This window comes from Bacillus sanguinis, from assembly GCF_018332475.1.
Classification (GTDB): domain Bacteria; phylum Bacillota; class Bacilli; order Bacillales; family Bacillaceae_G; genus Bacillus_A; species Bacillus_A sanguinis.
Map to the genome: position 1 here is coordinate 19133 of NZ_BOQB01000152.1, position 16242 is coordinate 35374.

A 16242-nucleotide genomic window follows, 5' to 3' on the forward strand; every position below is an offset into this window, starting at 1 on the left:
GAGGTCTCTTTTGTTATAGGGTAATGACTCGTTTCCCTTTTATTGTAACAAGGTATACAAAATATGTACATTTGAACCATATTTATTCGTCTTCGTCTTCAAAATCGCGTAAGCTCTCAAGTAATTCTGTAAACGTTGCGCAAATAGGGTAAATAGCTTCTTCTATATCCTCTTCTTCATGATTCCAAAATACGACTGTTGGCGATGCAGGATTGTTTCGATAATCAAAACATAAGAAATTTCCAAACGAATCACTTGCGAAAGGATATACGCGATCTACGAGTCTATCTTTTATATTCTCGTATCGTTGAACAATCGAATACTTATCATCAATATGAAGTGTTAATAAATCATTAAATGTACTTTCATCTTGTCCTGGTATATCAAATACTTTCGGGCGAGGATATCCTCCGTCACATTCTTTCACACATTCAATAAAATCATTAGGTAGTTTAATGTTAAAATATTGCTCTACTTGTTTGATTTCATTATCTGTAACTTCTTCTTTACTTACACCAATCCATACAATATTATTCATTGTTAAACCTCCCTATTTTTCACCTTTTTTGCCCCAAATATTATATCCACCAGTATGACCAGTTTTCTCATGCAGGAACGCGTCTACGAGCTGCATTCTACCTGTATCCTGATGGTGATGCCATGTATACGTCTTAGGTTTTTCACCCTTCTTAAATAGTTCAATTTCCTCTGCTGTAAATTTAGCAGCCAATTTTGGATCTTTTACTATTTGTTCGTATAACAGCTTATTACATATTCTATCATGTGTAGGTCTTGTTTTTTTAAAGTCAGCTTCTTTTAGTTTAACTTCAGCAAAAGCATCGAAAATAGGGAACCCATCTAGATCATACGGTACACCTGAAACTGGATGCCTATCTCCCGCCAACTCCCCTTTTCTTAATTTGATTGTCTTTGGACCATTTTTACCTTCATAAGTATAGGTGACCACTTTCTGTAAGTATTGCTCAGTGCTACCGATTCCTGCATATGAAAGGTGATTACCACCTTTAAACTCATAGTTATTTAATATATGCAATGCATTTCTGTATGCTGGGGAATTCATTACAAGTGATTTTCCTTTATTAAGACCAGTAATAGCAGCTACCTTCCCTACTTGTCCTGCTTTACTAAGACCCTTATCACCCAGAAGTCCGAGTCCTAAAGTTGCTACACCATAAGCTACATAATGCTCTCTACTTTCCAGATTCCCATTCCAAAACTTATTCATAAATGTATCTGAGAAAGCGTTCCATGCGGCAGGAATAGTTTCTTCATAGTTTACAATCGCATCTCGCATATTCAACCAGGTTTCTTTATCACCTAAGGATATTAGTCCTTCCCACGCATCCACTGCACCATCTACAAACCCAGTAGAAATACCAGTCCACGCAGCATTTAAATCCTTTTTATTAAAAAATGACTCTTCTGATTTGGGAGGTAGTTTTCCGCACATGGCACCTTCTTCTATATTGGAATCAACTAAATTTCCGCCATACAGCTCATCTGCTTCTCGGAATTTAACAGCTGCACGTTCTAATTCTGCTGAAATTTTATCTAACTCCTGAAGTATATTAAACATCATTGGCTTTGCTTCGTTGAACATATGATAAAACCGATTGCTACTTGCTCCGCTCCATTGAGAAGCTATGTATTCGGTTTGTTGATATAAATCTTTATGTATGTATTCCAGGGTTGATCTGGCACTTTTTACGTTTTTGGCCGCCTGTTCCAATTGTTCAGGTGTTACCTTGATTTGCGTACTCATTCCATCCCTTCTTTTCTATCGATTAGTAAGAAAATTATAACATGTTGCTATTAGGGGTCTGTGTAGCAATGGAACCTTCTTAACGTATGGTAAAACAAAGTTTTTTGCTCTAATAATTCCTTAGCGTACGAAATTCGCGTTTTGTTGACGAAACCCCGAATAGATTCGTAGTTTTTCTGATGTAATAACTTTCAGAACAGCTATGAATCTATTTTTTTATCAGGGGTACCGCTAGTATTTCGAAAAACCCCCACGCTAAGCAAAAAAATACAATAAGCTGTCCAAATGGACAGCTTATTTACATAATTCTCGAAAGCGGAAGTCAATAAATCTATCATATATCTTCAGCGATTTATTGCTGAAGATACAACTGTTTTGATAATGGAATACCCTTATTGAAAAATTCTGAGTAATCGTTTAAATAATAATCTGCTACATCACTTTGACCTTGAAACATGCATGTTATGATTCCTAATTCTTTTGCAGGTAGCAAATCTAATTCTCTATCTCCAATAGCTAGATCAATTTTGTGTTTTTGATGCAAGTAAGTATATGCTGATGGGTTGGGTTTGCGAGGAAAACCATTATCAATCGTAACCATATCTACAAAGTATTTGTCCCATCCATAATATTTTAAAATTGCTAAAACTCCATCTCTGTGTTTATGTGTCATGATTACATTCTTATCTGCAAATTTCAAAATTTCTTCCACGCCATCAAATGGTTTCATGTCTTTTGGAGACAATTCCTTTTTTAAGCTTTTAATTTTCTCTTTCTGGTCACTAGAAACATTATAGTAGTCTAGTGCATGTGAGTATGAAATCTTTAATTTTTTATAAATCTCCTGTTTATCTATCTCTTCTCCAAGTACTAGAGAGAGTATTTTGGTATAGGCAGGATATGTATTAAAAAGTGTTCCGTCAAAGTCCCATAAAATATTCAATTAAATCACCCTTTCTATTCCATTTTATCACAAGAATGTGGTAGCCATACTCTTGTTTTCTTTGTATACTCCATACACTATCGTTAACATAACGTCTCATTATCAGAATTTGAATTTTCTTATTTAATCTTGTAAGATATCCACCAAAAACACTGTCCCATATATATCTGTAAATCATTTGAAATAGGGATAAATATATTTTTTAGTTCTTCCTCAGTGTAATAGTTTTTTATGATTTCATACTTGGTTCCATTATCTAAAGTCCTTATTTTATATGTATTTGGGTCATTTTCCTTATGTACTAAAGTTCCACCCATGGAATCCATATAAATATTATCAGTCATAAAAACTACTGTTCCAGAGTCAAGCTTATCGTGTAATTGATTTAAAAATTCTTGAATTCTAAACTTTGGTATATGTGAAAACCAAAAGTTTGCAATACATCCTTCAAAGTTCCCAGGGATTTTATCCAGCTGGTAGGCATCCCCATGAAGAAAATTCACTTTAGAAAGAGGAATGTCTTTTTGATTTGCGATGTTTAATACTTCGTTGGAATAATCTATGGCTGTTATATGTTTTGCTGTTTTAGCTATAAACTGTGTCCAATAGCCTGTCCCACATGCTATTTCTAAAATAGATTGGTCTGTAAATAGTTCTTGGAGTTTCTGTTGAATAAGGGTTTGTTCTTCTTGCCGAATTGGATCGTTTCTAAAATAAACTTTTTCATATTCATGAGCCCGTTCGTTATAATACATTTTCATAAATATATCCCCCTTTATACAAATTAACTAATTGTAACATTTGTTTGTTAATTCTGTATATTGTTTTTTTGTGTTGAAAGAGTTGAATATTATATACAATTTCAGTTAACATAACGTCTCATTATCGGTAGCAAGGACAAAAGCGTCCCCTTACTCTCGCAAGGCATCTACCTTTTTTCTTTCTATAATTCTATACATCTTTTTATACATTCCTATTTTGACTCGCCTTTTGTCCTCCCCATAGTTCCCTATGTCTCCCGATTTTTTGCATAAAACTTTGCATACTCTTAACGTGTTTTTTTCCGAAATGCTGGCGATACTCCATTAAGATAGAAAAAGACTTAACCTTTTTAGGTAAGTCTTTTTTTGTTTATGTGTATATGTTTATATTATACTTAAACTACTCAGATATTATTTATGAAAGGAGCTATTTATGAGGCTGTCTAAAGCAGAAATCACTTTTTTGAAAGAACTAGATAAGTACGCTCAATATAAGCGTGCGGATAATTCATCAAAGCTAGAAAGATTAATGGATCTAGGATTGATTGGAGAGAGCTATGGGTTGTACTATACGACTAAGAAAGCTCGGGATTTATTTGAGAGATTGGAAGAAGAAAGAAAGCAAAAAATAGAAGCGGTGGTTTTGAGAGATAAGGCTTTTGTGGTGGATACTACAGAAGAAATAAATCGATTACGCGCAGAAAATGAACAATTAAAAAAGGCTGTGTCATTCCAAGACGAATTTATTGATTGGAGTAGAAAGCATTTTGAAGATTTAATTATGAACTTAGATATAAACATTGATAAATACGGATATAGTAATTACAAAGATAAGGATGACTACATAGATGCGAATGTATCTAGTTTATATAACCGTTTTTATCAGAGATATAAACAAAAGTTCCCTATTTTTTAACTTTGATTAGGCAGAAAGTAGTGTTCGAATGGCCAGGCATTAGCGAAGTAGTTGTATTTTTGACATAGCGTATAAATCCATTCACTTCCACCTTTTCGGGTATTGGGGTAAAAATACCCCAATACGACTGAGTTTTTAGTGCTGACGTTTCATGTCATTATTTTCTAAAAAACAACATTGACACAAAAATACCCTTGGGAGTATACTTATCTTACAATTTACAAAATTTACATAAAAGGAGGTGTGCATATGTCAAATCCATTTACTTCACGTTTTACGAAACGCTTTTTCATTGTGTTTGGTGCTTTCTGGGGAAGTTATCTTGTTCCAGCAATTTTACCCTTTTCTATTTTTTATTTAACACCGTTTGTTGTAATATTTGGTCTCCCTATTTATTTTACAATGCAAGATAACAAAGGAAAGAATAGTTGTATAGAACTTATCCGTAATAAATACAATCAAGAAAGTGTATTAACAGTAGAAACGTACCATCCTAATTTAGAATGGGGGTTTCTTACGTTGACTCAACAATCATTGTTTTTCGTTCCTAAGAAGGGTGAAATAATGATTGTTTCTCTTAACTCTATATCGGAATATGGATTTAAAGGTATTGGGACGGGAGACTTTACAACAACTGTATCAAGAATTGGAAATACAGGTGTGAACATTGGTAGTACAAGAGAGAATAAAGCTCCTGTTTTTTATTTTTATCTAACAGAGATAGATGATTTATTTTATTTTCATACAAGAAAACATGAGAAGATGTTTAAAGCGATGCAAAGGATTTTAGGAACAGATACAAGTAAATTAAAGAGTAACTATTAAACAAAATAAAGGTAGAAGGTTGAAAATGATGTACTTGTTTCACCTCTTACCTCTATTTATTATTATATGAAAATAATTTATTTTATATGCTCACATTTTTAGGGAATTAATGTATAATTATGACATGTTAAATACTATAGGGGGCACGGTATAATTATGAAAAAGATAACAAAAGGACTTATTACAGTTTTATTATCTACAACATTATTGGTTGCATGTAGTAATGATGAAAAAACTACAACAACTACACAGGAAAAATCGTCACAATCACAACAGAAAGAACAACAATCTGTTCCACAAGAGGTTTTAAAACAAACCAAAAATTTGAAACAAGTCGGTGGTGAATCTGTTGTGTCTAAAGAAGTTGAAAGAAATAGTTCGTCAGGAGTAGCTGCGAGAGCTGGATATGTTTATTATATGTATTCTGATAAAAAACAAACTTTTGTTTCGATTGCGGATACAAAAAAAGATAAATGGGTTATAAAAGATAAAGTTATTTCTCAAACAGATTCAGTTCCGTACGGAACTGCGTTTTTTGCTGAGGATAAAATGTTCTTTATCGATGAAAAAGGGGAAATAAAAAAACAGGTACAACTTCCAAAAGTTTCTACTCATCTTATGTCAAGCGAGGACACGGGTTATGTAAGAACAAGTAAGGGGGATGCGGCTTTTTTAACTACGAAAGATATGTTCAAACTGTACTATGAAGATGGAACAGAAAAGGAATTTCCAATGACAGATTATTTTTCTATCAAATCGAGGAATGATTTCATAGATGTAGATAAGAACATAGTGTACCTCAATGAAGGTACAGATTTTACAATGTATGATTTGAAAAAAGGTAAATGGGTTTATGATGAAAATGGAAAACAAGTGAAATATGGGAAGACGCTTTCTGATATAGTTATTCCATTCCAGGATTATATGATTAGGATTAATGGTGGTAATGGAAAAGATCGTTTTGTTTATCTTGATGAAAAACTTAAACCAAAAACTGTTTCGGGACAACAAATTCCTGGACAAGAATTTACTGTTGGCGATAGCCATGGACAATTTTTAGTAGAAAAAGATAAATTAATCAGTGTTCGATCATTTAAATTTGAAGGGGAAGAATCTGTACAATACTTTGAATACAAAAAAGCAAAATAACGGCATTTACGAGAAAGAAGAAAATCAGTGATTTTCTTCTTTCTCTTTTTTTGTTGACTTTTTTCAAATTTGCGCTAAAGGAAATTTGGAATGAGGTGATCTATATGTGGAGTATTGATTTAGTTGTTTATTTGCTTGGAATGACAGGTATAACATGCGTATTAAGTATCTGGGTAGGTTTAGTATTAGAAAAGAGAAAAACGACAATAGAAGGAAAATAGAGAAGCGATTTCTGTAAAGAAATCGCTCTTTTTTATTTTTGATTGTTATAAAAAGAACAAAATGTGAGCATGCTCATTCACAGAAAAGAAAAATGAAAAAAGTTCTTTTTCTAAAAAAGGGGTTTTTCAAAATCGCAGGTATATACAATTGCACCATTCAACAAGTAATCAAAATCTAATCATTATAAGGGGGATTTACTAATGCAACCTGAATTCAAAGAGCAAGACGTCAAACAAGAACAAGAGAAGAAAAAAGAGAAACGCGATTTGATTGGACCTTTGCTAAATTTCGGTGGAGGATTGCTGCGTTTTTTGGCTTCTGTCGTAGATAAATTTATTAAATAAATAGTAGTTTTATATTAAAAAATACATACGCTTGACAATCGATAGAGAAATAACTTACTATTGGTGTACATTATAGTGTTAACCATAGTTATCATCAATAGTGATTTCTATAGTGATCGCATGAAAGGGGTATGAAAAATGGCAAAAGTATTCGATGCACGTCGAGCGATTTTTATTCCAGCAACAGGGGGACATCCAGAAGGGGCGGAATACCGTGTAGCTTGGGGCTATGAGCAATGGGGACAACCGACTGCGGTTACAAAGGTACAAATGGTATATAACAACAAAGTGGCGGGGCGTCTAAGTCCTTCTTATCCAGATGGAACACTTGATGAACGTACAGTTTTACTGGCACTTGATTTAGTGAAAAAGGGATATGGTACAAGTTCTAAAAAAAGTAAAGTTGTACTTGTTTTAAAAGAAATCCAACCAAACGAAACACAAGAAGAAGTATTAGAAAGAACAGAAGACGAAGTGCACGATATGAACATTGAAATATTCAGTGTACCTGGGGCCGCTACGAGTCCTGTTGTAGGAATTGAACTACAAAAACAAGTCGAGCTAGAAGGAAACTTGGTTGCATTTATTTTTGCGGTAGATGTTGCTTAGTTTAGGGAAATGGAACACGCTTGTCTAAAGCGTGTTCCGCGCGCTATTATTAATGTAATAGGAATAAACGTTGTATTTAAATAAAGATATAAAGTAGATGCATAATAGGAACAAATATTGTATTTAAATACTTCTGAGTCTGATTAGACACGCATTGAATCATAACAAATATTGTATTTAAATTTGTAAGTGTCATCTACACTGATAAATTTCATATTAAATCATAACAAGTATTGTATTTAAATACTTCTGAGTCTGATTAGACAGCATATTGAATCGTAACAAATATTGTATTTAAATCGGTTTCCGAATGATTTGTGAAACGATAAGAAATTTTAATCAAAACATATAATGTATTTAAATGCTCAATAGCTATTTTTCTGCGTTTTCTGTGAAAAAATGAATCATAACAATCGTTGTATTTAATTAAAAAAGCTTCTAATAAAAGTATAATCATAACAAGTATTGTAATAGGAAAAGACGATCCAAATGGATCGTCTTTTTTTGTTCCCTTTAAAGGTTAGAAAGTCTGTTGGATTCGCCAAGATTCCCGAAATAAGCGGAAATCGATAGGGAAGCATGTGGAGCCTTGTTAGAAAATGTCTATGGAAGTAATCGCCATGCACTTTGCCGCGCAATAGCGAGGACGGACAAAAATATCTGTATTGCTATCAAAACACGTCTATTAGGCGTGTTTTTTATGGACATTTTCATCTTTTCTATTATTATTTCATCAATATTTTAATTAGAAGAGGTGATAAATGATGGATATAACATTAGAGCAATTAGAAAAAATGTCGGACCAGGAATTATTAGAGTTTGCGGTAAAAAACATGGAAGATACAAAAAAGATGTGCGTATTTTCCAAAGATACTAGCGAAATTGACGGCTTTAAAAAGAGACCTGTATATACATTTGATTCTATAAAGAAATACATTGAATGCGATAAAGAAAAGGGAACATTAACAGTACCTTTTATTGATGAAAGGGAAATAGATGTTTTTAAGAAAGTTGTTTTTTCGGAACGAGATCGAGCGGATCGTATACATTGGAAAAGTTTTTTCAGTGTTCTTCGTGTTACGGTAATGAATGAACTATTTGGACTCGTTACAACGAATTATGAATGTTTAAAAGTAAACAGAAAGGAAGACCCAAGGTTTCCCAATGACATGAGAAACGATAGAAAAGAAGAAAGAATGTACTTTGATTATAAGAATAATATATTTCAGCAAGTTCCTGATAAAAAGATGAGGCAAGATGAAGAAGGTTCGGAAGAACATAATCAACATATTGAAGAATTCAATCGAAGAAATGAAATGAAAGATTACCTATTAGAACGATTGGATGAACTGCAATATCGTTATTTACGAGCATTTGATAAGGTATATGAATTAGATCATAGCCCTGGGCAACAAAAAAAGGAATTAATCCATTATTATCAAACATGGAATCAGTTTTTTACAGAAGAAATGGAACAAGGGATGCAAGTTGCATTGGTTTACAACCATATTAGTTTAGAAGAATACAAGATTTTTATAGAAGTGATAAAGCGGTATCAACCAATTGTACAAACAAAATACAATGAATTGTTAACGGTTGCTGTTAATGAAAAAGGAGAGGTTGATAAGGATTGGTATCGACAAAAATTAGAATCGGTCACATTATTTTTAATAGATTTTATCAGTGAACGTAAAGAAAACAGTGAGAAATATGGATTCTTCGCATGGGAAATGAAAGATAAAACAAAGGTAATGAATCCTACCATATCGGAGGTTGAAAGAAGAAGTTATTATATGGACGTTGCATCCAAACCAATCGATGAAGAAAGAAAAAATAAAGTTGTTATGGAGTATTTAACAAACAAAGAAGAAAGTAAAGAACTCAAAATCATTGAAAAACCTGCTGCATTGGAAAAAGACGATCATCAAATTATTTTAAATATCGTGAGAGGTCGTAGGGAACGCCATAACGATGTAGCGTTATTCTTCAATACTGTCGCTGATAAATCGAAGATTCCTGTTGAGGATTTGTACCAGTATTTAAATGATTTAGTAGAAGAACGAAATCGAAAAGAAAGGGAATAATATCCCTTTCTTTTTTATGGGATTCCGTCAACACTTTGTACACCCTATTTTGTAAAAATAATAGCAATCTACTTTGTCATATCATATAAATTAAATTTGTCTTCATAAAAATCTGTTTGATTAAATGTGAATCCAGTAATTTTCCCCTCATTATCCGATTTTACTGAAATACCCATGTTTATTAATTTGTTTATGCTATACTCTAATCCTGGTGAGTTATCGCTTTTATTATGAATGTTCCAGGTGATAACAGTTCCATCTTCATCATTACTCATCTTAAAACGGTAGCCATTCCCTACATATCGATGAATATCGTCTATATTATTTTGGATAATACTATATTGACGATCATGTTCATTTTGTTCTTGGTTTTGTTTTTCTTGATCTTGTTGATTTTGTATTTGCTTTTGTTGTTTTGCCAGTAATTGTTCCGCATCTTTATTAAGCTTAATATCTACTATGTTTCCATCGTTATCTAATAATATTTCATAACCACCATTGATTAAATTGATAGCTGATTTCTCCATAGTTTCATTACGGCCCGACGCATTTCCATTAAAACTAACGGGTTGTCCGTCTTGTATCAATAATTTCCAACCAGATTTTTGGATTGCTTTCATGTTATTAATATTAGTTTCTGCATCAGCATCAGTTAAAATAGTTTTTGGAGAACGGGAATACCACCGTGAGACTTCATTATTTTCATTTTTAAAAGAAGATTCATTACTTGTACTAGAATGTTCAGTATTCATATACACAGCGATTATAAAAGCAAAAACCAAAAAGCATATAACAATCCATAAGTTTCTCCAACGCTTCATCATATTCTCCTTTATTCAAACATTATATATTATAATTTTATGTTATCAATTTATCATATAGATTACCAACTTAATACCAAGGTTAATTGTAGTAATTTTTTTAGTTTTCTTGATGGTTCGCTGTGGTTGAAATTATACTAGTAGTAAACCACACAGATTAGAGGGAGAGTCAATGAAAAAGAATTGGAATGAAGACGAGTTTTTAGAGGTACGGCAACGATTCCTTCTTTTTGGAGCCACAAATGGCAAATGGATGTTTTAGGGTAAAAAACCCCTTTTTTGTCGAATTTATGTGTTTGGTAAAATAAACTTCTCATTATGACCGTATGAAAAAATTTTAGAAAGGAAAGGTGGAATTTATAGTAATGCGTAACGTGTATCCGATAAAACACTACAGTAGTGAACATTTCGTTGAACGAAAATTGGAGATTAATGAGGAAGACCTCCAGGAAATTATCGAAGATTACTTGCGAAGGAATGCCGATTTTGATTTTGATGAGGTCGAAATCGTCAATAACCGTCCAATGAACATATGGCTCTATGCTAAGTGCAGGACATATATTGATCCTGAAGATTCGGAACAAGATGAAGTAGTATTTGATGCAGAAATAGAAATTACTGGGGACTATGATGGAAATCCTTAATAACTTATTAAAAATATATAAGGAGTCACCATAAAGAAAAGGCACTCCTACGAGTGTCTTTTCTTCGACTTGATAACCACTTTAATTTTAATAATAGTATGTATTGGATTCCCATCCAACTATCATTTTACCATATTTATCTATATTATTTGTTGAGAAAATACCAAAGTACTCGAAATGAGTGCTTTTTTATGTTAATTGAATTGCAAGAGTTCCTACTAGCTATTTTTGAGCACTTGCAGTTCTTTGTAAAAGGGATTAATCCATCAGATTTGTTAAATGAATAGTTCATTATGTCCCCTTTCAATTACTCTGTTATAAGTAAATTTACCAAGTAGGCGGTTGTACATTGTTTATGCATGGTACAAAAAAGTGTATATAACTAGATAAGCCTTTTTTGATTTTTGGCTTGACATATAAACTCTAAATAAGCAAAATCTGATGCTCTTAGCGTACGAAATTCGAGTTTTGTTAATACGACATTTATACAACTATTGCTATGACAGTGTTTTTTTACACAAATCAAAAATCCGCGTTATCATGATGCTATAACTTTTTTATTACTTTTTGTAGAACATATGGGTGGCACCGTTCTACGATTCGACTGAGCTGTGGTAGGCAAAGTCAATTTTTTATCAGCAATACCAAGAACAAACGATGACAGTATATCGATTGAAACTTCTGTCATTGAGACAGATATTTCAGAAAAACTAACAAAAAGAAAACATTATTATGAAGGAGAGATTCTATGTATTAGAGATTCTTTAAGAAATACCGCAATATCAGTTTTATCAGTAATACCAGCAATAGGGGTACCGCCAATACAAAAAAACTAAATCAAGGAGGAAGAAACATGAGGATTTTGAAGGATGCTTCAACTAAAGGACGCTTTAGAAAAGTGAAATCTCATGTATTTTTTTATGTTTAAAGCATCATAAGATTTGAATTTAAGCATAAAGTGAATACTGTACAAAAAAATTTAATCGATGAAATGGAGGATGATAGTGACAAAAAGAAAACAAACATTGATTTTTAATCAGAATGGGAGGAAGAAAATAAGCAATAACATTAGCACCAAGGATAAACATAATGGAAATATGTTGTTAGTAGTAAATGAGTAATTAAGTAATATAGTTTTTGGTTGAAAAAGAGTTATGGAGGTTGCCAGAACTCGCCTGATGTGGTTTCACGGCTGCATTAGTCCTCGTTAAAAAATGGATGGGTTGTTGTCTGCGGATAATGACTGACACAAGTTACACAAGACGTGATTTTCATTTGTGAACTTACGCATCAAGGACGATAATCCTTGGGGGGAGATGATCCTCGTCTACGGACAAAAATGAATTCAGCCAAATTCGTTAACGTGACAAAAATATAAATAGAGAGATTCGTAATGGGAATATGGTTTTCGATACGAGAACAAAATTTACGGATTCCACTATTAAAATATTTTTGACCATCGGCTAATTTTTTATGATTTATTTGTGGTTTCGAACGCGTTCGAAAGTGCAAATAAGGCATAAAAAATGGTTTTTTCGGCACGTCTTCGAACGCGTTCGAAGATGGGGTGAAAAAAAGCGGATGGGCAACAAATATTGATACGACGGGAGATTGAGCGGTTATATCTGTCTCTTAACAGTGATCTTCTGTTAAGAGCAATATAACCAGCTCAATCGGAATCTTAGGGGAAAAGTTTCATCTCCCCTTAGATGAAGTAAGCTGGGCGAGTTTTTGTTGTAATAAAATCTTAGGAACAAAGTGACTTAGAGTTTATTACAACAAAAATGCTTTAGTTTCGAACTAGTAAATCTTAGGAACCCTTGTGGTGAGTTAGAATTTACTAAGCTCGAAATGCTCTTCCGCTTTTTCATTTCATCTTTTCCGATCGTCTTCTTTCCATCTTTTAATCTTTATCTTTCCATCTTTGCATTTCCGTTTTTTATGTCTTATGTTTTTATCTTTTCATGTTTTTTTCGAAATCAAATTAAAATCTTTTGGGCTGCTGTGCCACAGTACGGCACAGTTCAGTTAAAACGCGTTTTAACTGAAGTCGGCGAACTCATTTTAGAAAGGGGTGATGGATATGAGTACGAAACCAAAAAAGAATAAGAAGAAGAGAAAACCACCTGAACGTGGTGAAAAAAAGAAAAAGAAAGTAGAAAAAGAGAAACAAAAGCGAAAGGCAAAGTTTAAATTATCGATTCCACAACTCAAGAAATATGGATTGGAGAATGCTTCGCGGGAAGAAATACGAGAAGTCGAAAAAATAAGGGAATGGGCGGTCAAAATACACACCGTAGGAAAGGAGAGTAACATTTGCATAGATGGTGAGAATATGGCATTTTCAACAAGGAAAAATTACGAAACAAAAACGATTAAAGTGTTGACGGACATCCATTTGAAAACGAAAAAAAATATATTCGCAATCACACAAGAAGACATTTCAAACCACATCTACGAAACCTACTCCAACAATTACACTGCAAGTGCCTACATTGCCGCGCTGGGCTACACACAGACGGTCATAAATAGGGATGAAACCCTGTTCCGAGTGAAACCTTCGTTATTAATAAGGAATGCGGACGATTCAGCTTGGACGGTGAAAGAGGATCACCAGGATAGAGACTGGATTCGTAGAGCAAAAGACTCTACAACCAAAAAAGCAACATTCGAAGAAATCCAAAAAGTAAAAGAAGAAGTCATGAAGAGTAGATATAGCCAATCGCACAAGGAACAACTATTAAAAATGATAGACCTGTGTGCAGCTCTAGGACTCCGTGTGAGTGAAGCTATTTCTATGACCTATGGAGACATTCTGGAGAAAGGGAAATCACTTCATACGCAAGGAAAAGGTGGTCATCACCGTCATAACTCGTATTCGTTACCGAATCATGATGATCAAGCAAGACAAATATTGCAAGACTTATACAATAGTCCTGATAACACAAACCCAAACAAGAAGATTTTCGAATTTCGTACGGAAGTAAAGAGAGACAAAGACGGGAATTATATAAAAGGTGGAGAAATCATGAGTGATCAAGCTGTTCAGGAGAGGATTGGTCGCATGATACGAACTTGTGCGGACCGCGCTGGCGTGAATGATGCAGATAAAACGTTCAGTATGCATTCTCTACGAAAATATTACGCACAATCACGCGTAGATTACTATAAAAAGTTCACGTTAGATGAGTTAAAACAAGAGGTAAATGAAAAATTAGCAGAAAACAAACGTTTACGAAAAGAAGAAAAAGAACGTGTTCGTAAGGAGAAGCTTGCTGGGAAGACGAAAGCACAAATTAATGAAAGAAAATATCCAAATCTGGAGAAAAAATTAGAAACGTTACGAGATCGAATCAATTGGGTTGAAAAACCATCTAAAAAGAATCCTGAGGGTATCAGACGTACAAAAGATTGGAGAGATCCACAAGAAAAAGAGTTAATTTTCTTCTTAGTCAGCTTAAGTATTGGTCACCAAAGGGTAGAATCTGCCCCTTTACACAGTAATGTGTATCGATCACTCTGTTAAACGGGGGAACTCTCAATTATTGAGACAATCTACCGTGCTAAATTCCACAAAAAGTGGATAAATGCCTAACGACTATCCTGAAAAGGAGTACACTCAAGCGAGTGGAAAAGCAGAGCATCCTATGTTTTATATAGGATGATGATATAGTCTCAACTTCTATGGAAACATAGAGCAGTTCCTTTAGGGACGCATGTAAAGTAGCGATTTACATGGAAGAAACATGGGATGTGATCAGATTTTATGCTGAGTTGTTGTATGAAATTTTGTATAATAACTAAAAAAATGAACAAAAAATACACAAAGAGAAATCTATCATTATAATAAAGACATGCATATGGATTCATAGTCTCTATGAATCAAGGGTGCAACGTACAGGTGTATGTAACCGTAGTTTGCTATGGACGTCTATCCCCTTCCAAAAGGGATGTTGATTCGCTTTTCTTCAATTAGGAGGATTAGAGAGTGCACTGGGGTGGTGGTCACACTGAAAAAGACTAAAAAACGTACTGAAAAGTACGTTTTTTTCTTGCAAAAAAAATAAATTGCTATATATTCCTTTGTAGAAAGTGACAAGGTTACTTTCTACTTGAGATACTAGAAACATCCTGTTTCTTTAATATATTGTTAAATGTTTTAATAATGAGATGAAACTTCCATTAATTATTTCCTAATATTTGCTTTTAATCATAATATAAGAACCTCCAAAACTTATATTTAAACTAAGCAAAATCCCTTGTTATAAGGGGAAAGATACGTTCCCAAACGTATCTTTTTTTATACACACAAAGGACAAACGGTATGAATATATGTATATAGTACGTTGTTGTTTTCTAGAGTTTACTCTAGTTTCATTTTTTCATCGAGGAGTTCGTTGTCAAACGAACTCCTCTGCCCGTTTGCTTTTAAATCTTGATACATCTTAAAGGACTCTTGAAAGACGATCGAAACATCTTTTTCGCTGCACCGCGTAGGTGCCAGGTTTTTCTTGTACATAACTGCTGAAGCGCGCTATAGTTGAGGAGAAAAGAAGAAAAGTTTTCCAATTTCATAATTTGTTATTGATAATTTTTTTCTTTTTTAGTTTCATTTTGTTTATTCCTTTTTGGTTCAATTCTGGATGCTGCACCACAGGTGCAGTCTTTTTTTATCGAAAAACATTTACCTTTTACGATTTAGTGGTAAAAAAAGAATAGAAAAAACCGTTATTCATATTGTAAAAAAATGTAAAAATTATCACTTCCCGAAAAATGAAATTTGGCGATTTTGAAATCTCTTTGATAGCAAGCGTTTTGACCGAATCGGGCAAAAAAATGAAATGTTTCATCTTGTAATTACAACAAAAAAATAATTGTAATTTTTATTGTTGTTATAATTATTATAATTGTTGTAAGTAATGTTACAACATTACTTACAACTACAATTGGAGTTACAATTACAATAACAATATGAAGTAATGTTGTAAAAATAATAATAGTTGTTGCTAAAGTTACAATAGTAATTACAATTATAATAAGAATTAAAGGAAAAGTTACAAATATAATAGAAGTAACTATTATAGGTGTGATTATAATTACAATGATAATTCCATTTAAAAGAAAAGAAGGTGAATGGCATG

The 16242-nt window shown here is 33.2% G+C and carries 14 protein-coding genes; 8 read left to right on the plus strand and 6 right to left on the minus strand.

All coding sequences use genetic code 11. The features are described from left to right. Window positions 1–82: 82 nt before the first annotated feature. From KI369_RS17020 to KI369_RS17035, 4 genes are all read right to left on the minus strand, one after another. Entirely contained in the window at window positions 83–538 is a 456-nt protein-coding gene (locus tag KI369_RS17020) for an SMI1/KNR4 family protein (protein WP_212956710.1), read from the minus strand. 12 nt (window positions 539–550) lie between these two features. After that, window positions 551–1783: a WXG100 family type VII secretion target gene (locus KI369_RS17025; protein WP_061654143.1), complete on the minus strand. Its 1233-nt coding sequence runs from the start codon at window positions 1781–1783 to the stop codon at window positions 551–553. Window positions 1784–2135: 352 nt separating this feature from the next. Then, window positions 2136–2726 carry an HAD family hydrolase gene (locus KI369_RS17030; protein WP_001024262.1) on the minus strand — a complete coding sequence of 197 codons (591 nt, stop codon included), beginning with the start codon at window positions 2724–2726 and terminating at the stop codon, window positions 2136–2138. A 119-nt stretch (window positions 2727–2845) separates the two neighbouring features. Beyond that, complete coding sequence (locus KI369_RS17035; protein WP_061654142.1) at window positions 2846–3487, minus strand: class I SAM-dependent methyltransferase; 642 nt, start codon at window positions 3485–3487, stop codon at window positions 2846–2848. 433 nt (window positions 3488–3920) lie between these two features. On the opposite strand from KI369_RS17035, the gene KI369_RS17040 reads away from it, so the two are divergent. From KI369_RS17040 to KI369_RS17065, 6 genes are all read left to right on the plus strand, one after another. Then, the gene (locus KI369_RS17040) at window positions 3921–4403 is read left to right on the plus strand and encodes a hypothetical protein (RefSeq protein WP_061114664.1); all 483 of its coding nucleotides are present in this window, start codon (window positions 3921–3923) and stop codon (window positions 4401–4403) included. A gap of 249 nt (window positions 4404–4652) precedes the next feature. Beyond that, a complete protein-coding gene (locus KI369_RS17045) occupies window positions 4653–5228 on the plus strand; it encodes a hypothetical protein (protein ID WP_061114665.1) in 576 nt (191 codons plus the stop codon). A 156-nt stretch (window positions 5229–5384) separates the two neighbouring features. After that, complete coding sequence (locus KI369_RS17050) at window positions 5385–6377, plus strand: hypothetical protein (protein ID WP_061114666.1); 993 nt, start codon at window positions 5385–5387, stop codon at window positions 6375–6377. Window positions 6378–6799: 422 nt separating this feature from the next. Further along, window positions 6800–6943 (plus strand): hypothetical protein, encoded by a 144-nt coding sequence (locus tag KI369_RS17055; RefSeq protein ID WP_154695826.1) that lies wholly within the window; start codon window positions 6800–6802, stop codon window positions 6941–6943. 138 nt (window positions 6944–7081) lie between these two features. Continuing rightward, the gene (locus tag KI369_RS17060; RefSeq protein ID WP_061114667.1) at window positions 7082–7552 is read left to right on the plus strand and encodes a hypothetical protein; all 471 of its coding nucleotides are present in this window, start codon (window positions 7082–7084) and stop codon (window positions 7550–7552) included. 764 nt (window positions 7553–8316) lie between these two features. Continuing rightward, window positions 8317–9636: a hypothetical protein gene (locus tag KI369_RS17065; protein WP_125902858.1), complete on the plus strand. Its 1320-nt coding sequence runs from the start codon at window positions 8317–8319 to the stop codon at window positions 9634–9636. A 68-nt stretch (window positions 9637–9704) separates the two neighbouring features. On the opposite strand, the gene KI369_RS17070 is transcribed toward KI369_RS17065, so the two are convergent. Next, a complete protein-coding gene (locus KI369_RS17070; protein WP_061114669.1) occupies window positions 9705–10457 on the minus strand; it encodes a hypothetical protein in 753 nt (250 codons plus the stop codon). Window positions 10458–10822: 365 nt separating this feature from the next. Here KI369_RS17070 and KI369_RS17075 point away from each other — a divergent pair, with 365 nt between their 5' ends. After that, complete coding sequence (locus KI369_RS17075) at window positions 10823–11101, plus strand: hypothetical protein (RefSeq protein ID WP_061114670.1); 279 nt, start codon at window positions 10823–10825, stop codon at window positions 11099–11101. A gap of 2083 nt (window positions 11102–13184) precedes the next feature. Next, window positions 13185–14627 (plus strand): tyrosine-type recombinase/integrase, encoded by a 1443-nt coding sequence (locus KI369_RS17080; RefSeq protein ID WP_061654140.1) that lies wholly within the window; start codon window positions 13185–13187, stop codon window positions 14625–14627. Window positions 14628–15958: 1331 nt separating this feature from the next. Here the strand turns inward: KI369_RS17080 and KI369_RS17085 are convergent. Next, a partial coding sequence (locus KI369_RS17085; RefSeq protein ID WP_212956711.1) for a hypothetical protein occupies window positions 15959–16242 on the minus strand: 284 nt, incomplete at its 5' end.

Coding starts and splice junctions, on each gene's coding strand:
- KI369_RS17020 (WP_212956710.1), bottom strand. CDS start 538: ATGAATAATATTGTATGGATTGGTGTAAGTAAAGAAGAAGTTACAGAT.
- KI369_RS17075 (WP_061114670.1), top strand. CDS start 10,823: ATGCGTAACGTGTATCCGATAAAACACTACAGTAGTGAACATTTCGTT.
- KI369_RS17025 (WP_061654143.1), bottom strand. CDS start 1,783: ATGAGTACGCAAATCAAGGTAACACCTGAACAATTGGAACAGGCGGCC.
- KI369_RS17040 (WP_061114664.1), top strand. CDS start 3,921: ATGAGGCTGTCTAAAGCAGAAATCACTTTTTTGAAAGAACTAGATAAG.
- KI369_RS17050 (WP_061114666.1), top strand. CDS start 5,385: ATGAAAAAGATAACAAAAGGACTTATTACAGTTTTATTATCTACAACA.
- KI369_RS17055 (WP_154695826.1), top strand. CDS start 6,800: ATGCAACCTGAATTCAAAGAGCAAGACGTCAAACAAGAACAAGAGAAG.
- KI369_RS17070 (WP_061114669.1), bottom strand. CDS start 10,457: ATGAAGCGTTGGAGAAACTTATGGATTGTTATATGCTTTTTGGTTTTT.
- KI369_RS17060 (WP_061114667.1), top strand. CDS start 7,082: ATGGCAAAAGTATTCGATGCACGTCGAGCGATTTTTATTCCAGCAACA.
- KI369_RS17035 (WP_061654142.1), bottom strand. CDS start 3,487: ATGAAAATGTATTATAACGAACGGGCTCATGAATATGAAAAAGTTTAT.
- KI369_RS17080 (WP_061654140.1), top strand. CDS start 13,185: ATGAGTACGAAACCAAAAAAGAATAAGAAGAAGAGAAAACCACCTGAA.
- KI369_RS17045 (WP_061114665.1), top strand. CDS start 4,653: ATGTCAAATCCATTTACTTCACGTTTTACGAAACGCTTTTTCATTGTG.
- KI369_RS17065 (WP_125902858.1), top strand. CDS start 8,317: ATGGATATAACATTAGAGCAATTAGAAAAAATGTCGGACCAGGAATTA.